11 protein-coding genes are annotated in these 12,039 nt (G+C 66.2%); 7 read left to right on the forward strand and 4 right to left on the reverse strand.

Translation table 11 applies throughout. The annotated features are described in order from the left end of the window. Positions 1–217: 217 nt before the first annotated feature. The 3 genes from G6035_RS17030 to G6035_RS17040 are packed head-to-tail and all read right to left on the reverse strand — an operon-like array spanning position 218 to position 1,789. A complete protein-coding gene (locus G6035_RS17030) occupies positions 218–1,162 on the reverse strand; it encodes an NUDIX hydrolase (protein WP_176618298.1) in 945 nt (314 codons plus the stop codon). Continuing rightward, positions 1,146–1,631 carry a RidA family protein gene (locus tag G6035_RS17035; protein WP_176618299.1) on the reverse strand — a complete coding sequence of 162 codons (486 nt, stop codon included), beginning with the start codon at positions 1,629–1,631 and terminating at the stop codon, positions 1,146–1,148. Before G6035_RS17035 ends, G6035_RS17030 begins: the two co-directional genes overlap by 17 nt. A gap of 2 nt (positions 1,632–1,633) precedes the next feature. After that, on the reverse strand, positions 1,634–1,789 hold the full coding sequence (locus tag G6035_RS17040; RefSeq protein ID WP_107503899.1) for a DUF4177 domain-containing protein: 156 nt from the start codon (positions 1,787–1,789) through the stop codon (positions 1,634–1,636). Positions 1,790–1,825: 36 nt separating this feature from the next. Here G6035_RS17040 and G6035_RS17045 point away from each other — a divergent pair, with 36 nt between their 5' ends. The 7 genes from G6035_RS17045 to iolB all read left to right on the forward strand — a co-directional run bounded on the left by G6035_RS17045 (position 1,826) and on the right by iolB (position 10,921). Next, entirely contained in the window at positions 1,826–4,078 is a 2,253-nt protein-coding gene (locus G6035_RS17045) for a transglycosylase domain-containing protein (protein WP_176618300.1), read from the forward strand. A gap of 12 nt (positions 4,079–4,090) precedes the next feature. Continuing rightward, complete coding sequence (locus tag G6035_RS17050; protein ID WP_176618301.1) at positions 4,091–5,047, forward strand: metallophosphoesterase; 957 nt, start codon at positions 4,091–4,093, stop codon at positions 5,045–5,047. Between the two features lie 554 nt (positions 5,048–5,601). Continuing rightward, positions 5,602–7,023: a sugar porter family MFS transporter gene (locus tag G6035_RS17055; RefSeq protein ID WP_176618302.1), complete on the forward strand. Its 1,422-nt coding sequence runs from the start codon at positions 5,602–5,604 to the stop codon at positions 7,021–7,023. Between the two features lie 43 nt (positions 7,024–7,066). Continuing rightward, a complete protein-coding gene (locus G6035_RS17060) occupies positions 7,067–8,068 on the forward strand; it encodes a sugar phosphate isomerase/epimerase (protein ID WP_176618303.1) in 1,002 nt (333 codons plus the stop codon). A gap of 13 nt (positions 8,069–8,081) precedes the next feature. Next, a complete protein-coding gene (locus G6035_RS17065) occupies positions 8,082–9,122 on the forward strand; it encodes a LacI family DNA-binding transcriptional regulator (RefSeq protein ID WP_176618304.1) in 1,041 nt (346 codons plus the stop codon). Positions 9,123–9,224: 102 nt separating this feature from the next. Then, positions 9,225–9,965, forward strand: coding sequence for a GntR family transcriptional regulator (locus G6035_RS17070; protein WP_176618305.1), 741 nt, complete (start codon positions 9,225–9,227; stop codon positions 9,963–9,965). Positions 9,966–10,027: 62 nt separating this feature from the next. After that, positions 10,028–10,921 carry a 5-deoxy-glucuronate isomerase gene (iolB, locus tag G6035_RS17075; protein WP_176618306.1) on the forward strand — a complete coding sequence of 298 codons (894 nt, stop codon included), beginning with the start codon at positions 10,028–10,030 and terminating at the stop codon, positions 10,919–10,921. Positions 10,922–10,987: 66 nt separating this feature from the next. On the opposite strand, the gene G6035_RS17080 is transcribed toward iolB, so the two are convergent. After that, complete coding sequence (locus G6035_RS17080; protein ID WP_176618307.1) at positions 10,988–12,007, reverse strand: Gfo/Idh/MocA family oxidoreductase; 1,020 nt, start codon at positions 12,005–12,007, stop codon at positions 10,988–10,990. Positions 12,008–12,039: the final 32 nt, after the last annotated feature.

Below are 12,039 nucleotides of genomic sequence, written 5' to 3' on the forward strand. Positions count from 1 at the left end.
GCCGTCGTCGTCCCTGCCTCCCCCACCAACGCTCCCGCGCAACCGGGGCACATTTCCTCAACGCCCGGTTGCAAACGGGGCGCTTTTCACAAACGCTCCCGCAGGCGGCAGCGGTCCAATAATGAGCAGCGCGGGAGCGTCCGCCAAAACAGCCCCACTCGCGCGGGAGCGTCCGCCAAAACAGCCCCACTCGCGCGGGAGCGTCTGTAGTGGGCGGTCAGCGTTCGCGGCAGGCGGCACCTTCGGACGCCGGGGCGGCCTGGACTTCCAGCTCAAAGGTGCCGTCTTCTTCGGTGACCAGGGCGGGCTGGTATTCGTTCACGGGGCGCTTGTGGTTCAGGTATGCGATGCAGCCGCGCGCCGCGCCGAGCTTTTCGAGGATGATTTCCACGCCGGGAACCACCAGCTCCCCCAGTCGCAGCCCCACAGTGTTTTCCTGGCCGATCTCGTCGCCGAGGGCGGAACCGGCCCGGTCCGCGAGGAGGTCCGCCGCGCAGACCCAGCGGCCCCACACGCCCTTGCTGGCGAGCAGCTGCGGTTCCTGGTTCACGGGTGCGGCGGCGGCAAAATACCGGGTGTCAAAGCGGCGGTGGGCGAAGTCCGGGCTAAGCCAGTGGCTCAGGGGCTTGAGCAGGTCCGTGCGCAGCACCAGACCGCGCCGTTCCAGCAGGCCGGAGAAGGTGCTGTCCTGCGCGGCAATGGACTCCCGCTCCTTCATCCACTCCGGCCCGGAAACGGCCTCGACGAGGGACGAGGCGTCCGGCCCGGCCAGCAGGATGCCGGCCTCTTCAAACAATTCGCGGATGGCGGCCACCACGTGGCGCTTCGCCGTCTCGGCGTCGGGGGCGCCCATGCTCTTGGCCCACTGCGCCGGCGAGGGGCCCGCCCAGTCGGTGACGTCGTCGTCCGCGGGCTCAACAGTCCCGCCGGGGAAGGCCACCAGGCCCAGCGGGGAATTGCCGGGCCGGTAGGTCATGAAGGTCTGCAATCCGCCGGGGCTGTCCTTCAACAGCACCACCGAAGAGGCGGAGCGGGGCTTGCTGGGAGTGCGTTCGCCAAAGTCAACCCAAGCCTGCGCGGCTTCACGCTGATCGGCGTTTAGCGGAAAAATCCGCTTTCCTGCGGGCCGGGGGCCCGCAGGGGCGTTACTGAAATTCGGCAATCAACTCAACCTCGACCGGTGAATCCAGCGGCAGGACGGCAACCCCGACGGCGGAGCGCGAGTGCACTCCCGCCTCGCCAAATACTTCCCCGAGCAGCTCGGAGGCGCCGTTGATGACGCCGGGCTGGCCGGTGAAGGAGGGGTCGGAGGATACGAAGCCGACCACCTTGACGATGCGGCTCACGCGGTCCAGGTCGCCAATGACGCTTTTGACGGCTGCGAGCGCGTTGATGGCCGCCGTTGCTGCCTGCCCTTTTGCGTCCTGGGCGGAAACCTCCGCGCCCACCTTGCCCGTCACTGTGAGCTTGCCATCAACAAAGGGCAGCTGCCCCGAGGTGTAGACATGGTTGCCGCTCACCACGGCGGGCACGTAGGCGGCAACGGGTGCTGCCACGGCCGGCAGGGCCAGGCCCAGCTCGGCCAGGCGCGCCTCAATGCGCGATTTCCCTTGGGTCTGCGTGGTTTCCATGGCTAGGCCTTCTCCCGCTTCAGGTAGGCAACGAGGCCGTTGCCGTCCGGACCGGTCACTACCTGGACCAGCTCCCAGCCGTCCTCGCCCCACTGGTCGAGGATCTGCTTTGTGGCGTGAATAATCAGCGGAATTGTGGCGTACTCCCATTTGGTCATGCTTCAAAGCGTAGTCCCTGCCGGTAAACTGGGAAAATGACGGCAAAAAAACACCCCATTTTCGATACCGCCACAACCCTTGGAAAATTCGTGCTCTTCCTTGGCGTGAGCGCAATCTGTGGTGTCCTGGTCGCCGGGCTGATGACCCCCGCCGTGGCGTTGACGGGCAGCACCGCCACCTCCTCGATCGACTTTTTTGACCAGATTCCTGCTGAAATGACCGTGGGTGCGCCGGCCCAGTCCTCAAAAATCCTGGCCTCCGACGGTTCCGAGCTGGCAAGCTTTTACAACCAGAACCGCACCACCGTCAAGCTTGCCGACATCTCCCCGTTCATGAAGAACGCCATCATCGCCATTGAGGACGCGCGCTACTACAAGCACGGCGGCATTGACACCAAGGGCCTGATGCGGGCCGTGGCGTCCATGGTGCGGGGCGGCGGGCGCCAGGGTGCCTCCACCATCACCCAGCAGTACGTGAACAACGTCATCATCCAGACCTATGCCGCCAATGGCGAGTTCGACAAAATCAAGCTCGGCGGCGATAAAAAGATCGGCGACAAGGTCCGTGAAATCAAGCTTGCCATCGCCATGGAGAAGAAGTACTCCAAGGACGACATCCTGCAGGGCTACCTGAACTGGGTGCTGTTCGCCAACGGCAACTATGGCGTTGAAGCCGCTGCCTCGTACTACTTTGGCGTCCATGCCAAGGACCTGACGCTGCCGCAGGCCGCGCTGCTGGCGGGCGTGGTCAACAGCCCCACCGTCTACGACCCCGTGGTCAACCCGGACAACGCGGTCTCCCGGCGCAACATGGTGCTCGCCAACATGCTCGACCAGAAAATGATCGACCAGAAGCAGTACGACGCCGCCGTCAAGACCAGGATCGGCCTGAAGATCCACCCGAACCAGAACGGCTGCACCACGGCCGCGCGCGCCGAATACTTTTGTGACTACGTCACCAACCTGATCGCCAACGACCCCCGTTACGGCAAGACCAAGACGGACCGCGTGAAGCTGCTGGAACAAGGCGGCCTGACCATCAAAACGACGCTGGACCCGAAACTGCAGGACGCAGCCCAGGCCCAGTTCGCCAACTTCACGCCCATGGACAACAACCCGGACAGGGTGGGCCAGGCGTTGGTCACCGTCCAGCCCAAGACCGGCAAGATCCTCGCCATGGCGCAAAACACCAAACTGAACGCGCCCAAGGGCCAGTGGAGCACCGACTACAACTTCACCGTGGACAAGTTCGACAAGAACGGCAATTCCCTCGGCGGTTCCGGCGGCTTTGACGTCGGATCGACCATCAAGCCGTTCACCTACGCCGAGTGGCTCAACTCGGGCCACAAGATCAATGACATCGTCAATGCCTCGGTGCGCAAGTACCCCGTGGGCTTCCCGTGGCGCAATTCCTGTGGCGTGTCTACCGGCATCTATGACAACAACTACCCGGGCTCCAAGGACCTGCAAAATGCCGAAGACGGCCGCTACAGCCCCATCACCGCGCACATGGGCCTGGTGCTCTCGCTGAACACCGCCACCGTGGCCGAGGCCGCCCAGCTGGACATGTGCAACATCCAAAAGATGATGACCGCCGCCGGCATCCACCTGGGCGCAGACCCGAACAAGCCGTACGACCTCTCGAACGTCTCCAGCCTGCTGGGCAGCGGCGAGGTGGCCCCGCTCACCATGGCGACGGCCTTCGCCACCTTCGCCTCGGGCGGTGTGCACTGTGACCCCATCGCGCTGGTCTCCATCACCAACTCCAAGGGTGACAAGTTCCCCGTGCCAAGCGCCAACTGCCGGCAGACGGTCAAGCCCGAGGTGGCTGCCGGCGTCGTGCACACCCTGCAGCAGGTGCTGGTGAACGGCTCCGGCTGGCAGATCCCGCTCCGGTACCATGCCGGTGCCAAGACGGGCACCACGAACGACTCCCAGCAGACCTGGACCACCGGCTTCACCAAGGGCCTGGTCACCTCGTCGTGGGTCGGCAGCCCCGATAACAAGAACCGGTCCAACAACAACCTGCTCATCGCCGGCCAGAGGATCCCGTACGTTGACGGCGCCACCTACGCCGGCAAGGCCTGGCAGGGCTACATGAACGCCATTGCCGGCAACTACGACACCGGCGCCTTCCCGGAGCCGCCGTCGAGCATGCTCAACCCCGTTGCTGCCACGCCGCCGCCCAGCGCCACAAAGGACACCAAGGACACAAAGGACACCAAAAACACCCCGGACAAAAAGGACACCAAGACCCCTGCCCCGAAAGATCCGAAGAAGAAGGACTAGGTGGCCAACACCATGAGCACCCAACGCACCCACCACCCCCGCCTCACCGCCCTCGGCTGGACGGCGGGGGCGGCAGCGGCCGCCGGTGCCGGATGCGTGGCGTACGGGGCGTTGATTGAGCGCAACTGGTTCACCATCCGGGAGGAGTCCCTGGCCATCCTGCCCGCCGGGACGAAGCCGTTTACGGTGCTGCACGTCTCCGACATCCACTTCTCCCCCGGCGACCACAAGAAGGCGGCCTGGCTGCGCGGGCTGGCCCGGCTTAGGCCGGACCTGGTGGTCAACACCGGCGACAACCTCAGCCACCCGAAGGCGATCCGGCCGCTGCTGGCCGCGCTGGGCCCGCTGATGGAATTTCCCGGCGTATTTGTCCCGGGCTCCAACGACTACTTTGCCCCGAGGTTCAAGAACCCCTTCGCCTACCTGGGCGGCCCTTCGAAACTCTCCGACCAGGGGAAGCGCCACCCGCACGTCCTGGACACCGCGTCCCTGCATGCCGGTTTCGGCATGGGCGGCTGGGTCGACCTGGCCAACCGCGCCCAATCCATCCCGCTGGCGGGCATCCGCTTTGACTTCAGCGGCGTGGACGATCCCCACCTGGGGCGCGAGCGCTACGCCGGCTGGCCCCGCGGCTCCGCCAACCAGCACACGGCCCCGCACGTGAAGATTGCGGTGGCCCACGCCCCGTACCAGCGCGTGCTGGACCATTTCACGGCCGACGGCGCCGACCTCATCCTGGCCGGCCACACCCACGGAGGCCAGATCTGCATCCCGGGCTACGGCGCCCTCGTCACCAACTGCGACCTCCCCACCTGGCGCGCCAAGGGCCTCCATGACTGGAGCGCCGGGGGACGCACGACGCCGGTCAACGTCTCCGGGGGCATCGGCACCTCCCGCACGGCCCCCTTCCGCTTCGCCTGCCGCCCGGAGGCCGTGGTCCTGCGGCTGACAGCCAGGCCCGGAGCGTAGCCTGGCGCAGCGCCGCCCCCGGACTCCACCGCACCGTCCGGCTACAGCGCCGTCCGGCCGCACCTGCCGGCTCCAACTGCCTCAACCTTTAGCCGTCAACGGCTTCGACAGCCGTGGCCATTGGCGTGGCTGGGCCCAACGCCGTTCACCATCCAGACCTCCATCACGGGCCGGCAGCGCTGGAAGGGAGGACCGGGCCGGTGAAAACCCGTTGGAATTTTGCGCTTCCCCACACGTCTGACACGACCCGCGTCCCGTTTGGGTTCCCCGGCTGGTGCTGGTCGTTGATGGTTCCGGCCCCTCCCTCCGCGGCCATCCTGCCCGTGCAAGCTGTACAAACCGGATGCACAAGTGGCTGACTGTTCCCACCGCCTGGGCGTAGCGCCATATTTGTCCTGACATTAAGATCAACTATTGACACAGGAATTAGAGCGCTCTAATCTTGAACCATCCAGTGACGCGCACCACACACACGGCCGCCGTTGAGTAGGCAGGGCGCGTCGGTCCAAAATTCGTTGGGGCAACATGCCGCCCGCCAATCGAAAGAGACAAAGATGTCATTACGAACCCAAAATTTCACGTCGACAGGTTCCCGGCGCCGTGGCTATCTCGCCCGATTAACCGTCATCTCCACGCTGGGAGGGCTGCTCTTCGGCTATGACACCGGGGTCATCTCCGGCGCCCTGCTGTACATGAACACGGCCCTGAACATGAACGCCGTGCAGGAAGCCACCGTGGTCAGCGCCCTGTTGTTCCCGGGCGCCGCCCTCGGCGCCCTGGCCGGCGGCCGCCTGGCGGACCGGCTGGGACGCCGCGGGACACTGCTGGTTTGTGCCGGGCTTTTCCTCATCGGCGCACTGGGTTGCGCCATGGCCCCCACCGTATCCGTCATGGTCACCTTCCGCATCATCCTCGGCCTGGGGGTCGGCGCGGCCGCCGTCACCTGCCCGCTGTACCTGGCGGAAATGGCGCCCACCCACCTGCGCGGCCGCATGGTCACCATCAATGAACTCATGATCGTCACCGGCCAGATGCTGGCCTTTGCGATCAACGCGCTCCTGGATGCGTTGATCCATGACAACGAGGTGTGGCGCATCATGCTGGCCGTTGCCTCCGTCCCAGCCATCGCCCTGCTGGCAGGCATGCTCGCCCTGCCCGAATCGCCACGGTGGTACGCCCTGCGCGACCGGCTTGCCGACAGCCGGCGGATACTTCAACTGAGCCGGACCCCGGAGGAGGCCGAGCGGGAATTCAACGAGATCGCCGCCTCGGCCCGGACCGCCCGCACCGAGCGCGGCCACGTTTGGAAGGACCTCAAGGCGAGCCCATGGATGCGCCGGCTCCTGTGGATCGGAGTTGGCCTGGCGATCATCCAACAAGCCACCGGCATCAACACCGTCAACTACTACGCACCGACCATCCTGGAAAAGAGCGGGCTGGGCGTCAGTGCCTCACTGGTGGCAACTGTCGCGGTCGGCGTCACGTCGGTGCTGACCACCGTGCTGGGCATCTGGCTGCTTGGCTACATCGGCCGCCGGCGCATGCTCGTCATCGGCTTCTGCGGCGTGGTCGGCGCCCAGGCCCTGCTCGCCGTCGTCTTTCTCCTGCCACAGTCCGACCTGGTCAGCTATGTCATCCTGGCCGCCATGATGCTGTTTGTCGCGTTCGTCCAGTGCTTCATCGGCACATGCGTCTGGCTGCTGCTCTCCGAACTGTTCCCGATGGCCATCCGCGGCTTCGCCATGGGCATTGCCGTTTTCGCCCTCTGGACGGTCAACGCCGTGATCTCCTTCCTGTTCCCGATCGTGAACCAGGCGCTGGGCTCCACCGGCACGTTCAGCCTGTTTGTCGTGGTCAACCTCATCTCGCTGGGCTTCGTCCTGAAGTTCGTCCCGGAAACCAAGGGGCGTTCGCTCGAAGAACTGGAGCAGCACTTCCGAACCGTGGACGGGGCAAACGGACCCGCCGCCGCCTGACCCGCAGCCCACCCCAACACCACCACCCGCTGAAAGGCCTCCCATGAAACTGGGCATCTACACCGCAATCCTGCACGACCGCAGCCTCGAAGAGGCGCTGAAGGTCATCGGGGACCTTGGCCTGAAAAGTGCCGAAATCAACGCCGGCGGGTTCATCGGCACCCCGCACCTGCCCGTGGCCGACATCCTGTCCTCGCAAGGCGCCCGCGATGACTACCTGGGCCTTTTCGCCGACGCCGGTGTGGAACTGACAGGGCTGAACGTCAACGGCAACCCGTTGCACGCAGACCCGTTAGTGGGCGGGAAGCACGCCGCGGACCTGCAGCGGGCCACCGAACTGGCCGGCCTGCTCGGCATCAAGCGCATCGTGGCCATGTCCGGCCTGCCCGGAGGCCATCCCGGGGCCACCGCACCGAACTGGGTGGTCAACCCCTGGGACAGCGGCTACCTGGACATCCTGGACCACCAATGGGAGCTGGCCGTACCGTTCTGGCGGGACATCGACGCCAAGGCCCGCGATAACGGCACGAAAGTGGCGATTGAAATGCACCCGCAAAACCTGGTGTTCAACCCCGCCACCCTCATCCGGCTCGTCGAGCGGACAGGTGCCACCAACATCGGTGCCGAAATGGACCCGAGCCACCTGTTCTGGCAGGGCATCGACCCGGTTGCCGCCGTCGGGCACCTGGGCGAACTGGTGCTCCATGCGGCAGCAAAGGACACCCGCATCAACGACAACTGCCGCATCAACGGCGTGCTCGACGACCGCTTCCGCCGCCTGCGCGCGGACGAGGACCGTGTGAACCTGGGCGGGGACCACTACGTGAACGAGTGGCCGAAGAATTCCAGCTGGGACTTTGTCGCCGTCGGACGCGGACACGGCGGGGACTTCTGGGCCCGCTTCCTGGGTGCGCTGCACGCCGTCGACCCGGACATGGCCGTAAACATCGAACACGAGGACGTGGAGCTCGGCCGGATCGAGGGCCTGGAATTCGCAGCCAACACGCTGCACCGGGCCATGGAACGGCAGATGGCCCGTCAATGACATAGTTGGATGTGTGACTGCAAGGGAGCGCGGCGGCCGGTCGGCCACGATGGAAGAGGTGGCGAGGGAAGCCGGCGTGAGCCGGGCCCTCGTCTCACTCGTGATGCGCGGCGCCCCCAACGTCTCCGCCGCCCGGCGCGCCGCGGTGCACCGGGCGGCCGAAACCCTTGGCTACACGCCCAACCGGCTCGCCAGCCGCCTGGCCAGCCGGAGCACCCAAACACTCGGGCTGCTCCTTCTGGACCTGCACAACCCCGCCTTTGCCGACATGTACGACGGCGTTGCCCGCCGGATTGCCGACAGCCGCCACCAGCTCATGGTCGCCGTGGGTTCCACCGACACGGACGACGAAAGCGCCGCCATCAAGTCGCTTGTGGACCTGCGCGTGGATGGCATCATCCTGGCCGGGTTCATCGGGGACCCGGGAAAGCTGCTTCCCATGCTGCACGGCACCCCCACTGTGGTGCTCAGCCGGGACATTGATGTGCCCGGCATCGACTTTGTGCACACAGACGATGTCGCCGGCGCCGCCTTGGCCGTTGACCACCTGTACGGACTGGGCCACCGGCGGATCGCCCACCTTTCCAAACCGGACAACGTCCCCTACCCGAGCCGGCGCGAAGGCTACCTGCAGGCCATGGCACGGCTCGGGCTGGAACCGTCCATTGTGCAGGCGCCCATGACGCGGGCAGGCGGCCGGAGTGCCGCGGCCCAACTGTTCGACCGTCCCGGCCCGGAACCCACTGCCGTGTTTTCCTACAACGACCTGTCAGCCATCGGGGCCATTGAGGAAATCATCGACCGTGGACTGCGCGTGCCGGAGGACGTGTCCGTGGTCGGCTACGACAACTCCGACCTGGCCTCGTCGCCACTGCTCGGCCTGACGTCCGTGGATCCCAACAGCACCGGACTTGGTGCGGCGGCGGCGAACCTGCTCTTGGACAGGCTCGCCGGCGTGCCCGTCGATGCCCTGCCTGAAGGGTTCGCGCCGACGCTTGTCCCCCGGAAAACCACGGCCCCGCCCCCACGGCAGCCCGGCTCGGGCCGCACATGACCCTTGCAATTACTTTGTCCTGACAATAGGATGATAAGGAACAGCTGTCCGTGCCGCACCAGTGCCTCCGCTGTCCCATCGGCATCACCCAAGGAGTCCACCATGGCCAACTCGCTCAACCTGAACATCGACCGCTCCTCGCCCGTGCCGCTCTACCACCAGGTGGTCCAGGGAATCGAGAACGCCATCCATGACGGCACCCTCGTCCCGGGCAGCAAGCTGGAGAACGAGATTGACCTGGCAGCGGCCATGAACCTCTCGCGCCCCACCATGCGCAAGGCCATGGACGAGCTGGTCCGCGCCGGCCTGCTGGTGCGCAAGCGCGGTGTGGGCACCCAGGTGGTGGCCAGCCAGGTGCGGCGCCCACTTGAACTGTCCAGCCTGTTCGACGACCTGAGTGCCAACGGCGGCAAACCCACCACCGACGTCCTGACGTTTTCGCACCACGAGGCCGACCCCGCCATCCTGGAAAAGCTCGGCTTGGCCAAGGGCGCCTCGGTGTACCACTTCACCCGCCTGCGCCTGGTTGACGGCAAGCCGCTGGCACTGATGGAGAACTGGGTGCGGGACGACATCGTGGAGATTGACGAGGCCGGGCTGGCCGACCACGGCCTCTACGGCATCCTGCGCAACGGCGGCGTGAACTTCCGCCTGGCCCAGCAGCGGATCGGTGCCATGATTGCCAACGACTACCAGGCACCGTTGCTGGAAACGACCCCCGGCGCAGCCCTCGTCACCATGGAGCGCACCGCCGTTGACGATACCGGGCGCATGGTGGAAACCGGCCGCCACGTCTACCGCGCTGACCAATACAGCTTTGAAATGACCCTCGTACAGCGCTAGCCCCACCCCACGGGAACCGCAGGAACCACTGGCAGCACTGACACAACTGACGAAGGAACCTCATGACCAATTGGGTTTATCCACTCGGCTCTGCCCGCGACGGCCACTGGGACGTCTCACTCGGCACCTCTGATTCCGCCCTGGCCGTGGACGGCTGGGCCCACACCGGCCTGAAGGTGGCCACACTGGCCCCGGGCGCCGCCGTCGACCTGCCCGTTGCGGCCGAGGAACGGATCGTCATCCCGCTCAGCGGGTCGTTCACCGCCACGGTGGAGGGCACCGCCTACGAGCTGGCCGGCCGCGGGAATGTCTTCACCGGTCCGTCCGACGTCCTGTACTCGGGTGTTGGCAAGGCAGTGAAAATTGCCTCGGCCGACGGCGGGCGCGTCGCCATCGCCACGGCACCGGCCCGCAACGACTACCCCACCCGGCTCGTCACGGCCGCGGAAATCCCGGTGGAGCTGCGCGGCGCCGGAAACTGCTCGCGCCAGGTACACAACTTTGGCACGCCCGCGGCGCTGGAGGCGGACCGGTTCATCGTGTGCGAGGTCATCACCCCGGCCGGCAACTGGTCCTCCTACCCGCCACACAAGCACGACGAAGAAAAGGCCGGCGAGACGGCGCTGGAGGAAATTTACTACTTCGAGACCCGGGTCGCCACCGGATCCCCCGCCCCGTCCGACGCGGACGCCATCGGCTACCAGCGTGTCTACGCCTCGGATGGCCGGCCCATCGATGTCAACGCCGAGGTCCGAACGGGTGACACCGTCCTGGTCCCCTATGGCTGGCATGGCCCCGCCATGGCCGCGCCCGGCTACGACCTCTACTACCTGAACGTCATGGCCGGCCCGGGCCCCGTCCGCGAGTGGCTCATCAGCGACGACCCCCACCACGGCTGGGTCCGGCAGACCTGGGATGGCGCCGACATCGACCCGAGGCTGCCCTTCGGCCGCTGATGGAACCCGGCCCTACGGTGATTGGGCTAGTCGAAACCGGGGTCCCGACAGGCCCGGTTGCCGGGGCTACAGGGCCACCCGAACCGGCGCGCCGGTGAGCAGGGACTCCTGGGCGGCGTCGGCCACCTTGGACGCCGCCACCGCATCCTCGGGCGTGCACGGGTTGGGGCGCAGGCCCTGGATGAGCTCCACAAACGCCTGCAACTCGCTGACGTAGGCGGCCTCGAAGCGCTCGGCGAAGGTCTGGTGCGGGGTTCCTGAGGGAAAGCTGATGCCGGCCTCGGCGGACTTAAGCGCCGCCTGCCCGTCCAGGCCGACCATGACAGACCCCTTCGAACCCTGGAGCTCCAGGCGGACGTCGTGCCCGGCACCGTTGTAGCGCGTGGCGGAAACCGTGCCGACGGTGCCGTCGTCGAAGGTGATCACGGCCAACGCGGTGTCCACGTCGCCCACTTCGCCGATGGCGGGGTCGCCGTTGTTGGAGCCCTTGGCGTAAACCTCCGTGATCTCCCGGCCCGTGAGCCAGCGCAGGATGTCAAAGTCGTGCACGGAGCAGTCGCGGAACAGCCCGCCGGAAGTGGCCAGGAACTCGACCGGCGGCGGCGTCATGTCCCCCGTGATGGCCCGCAGGGAATGGATCCAACCCAGCTCGCCGGCGTCGTAGGCGCGCTTGGCTTCGAGGTAGCCGGCGTCAAAGCGGCGTTGGTGGCCGATCTGGACGGTGCCACCCTTTTCCCGCACATAGTCAAGGACAGGCAGGGATTCGGCCACGTTGACACCGACGGGCTTTTCGCAAAACACGGGGATGCCCGCGTCGACGCCGGCCCTGATCAGCCCCGGATGTGTTGCGGTGCCGGTGGCGATCAGCAGCCCGTCAATGCCGGACGCCAGCAGGTCCTCCACGGAGGGCACAAACCCGGCCCCGAGATTGGCGGCGACCGTGCGGGCATGGTCAACAGCAACATCGGTGAGCTTCAGCTCTACTTGGACGGCAGGCGCCAGCAGTTCGTTGAGGGCGGCGATGTTGCTGGCGTGCATGACGCCGATGCGCCCCACTCCGACCAGGCCCAGGGTGATGGTTTTCATGCGCAGATCCTTTACAGTTGCATCGATTAGTG

The sequence above is a fragment of the Arthrobacter sp. SDTb3-6 genome (assembly GCF_013376095.1).
Taxonomy (GTDB): Bacteria; Actinomycetota; Actinomycetes; order Actinomycetales; family Micrococcaceae; genus Specibacter.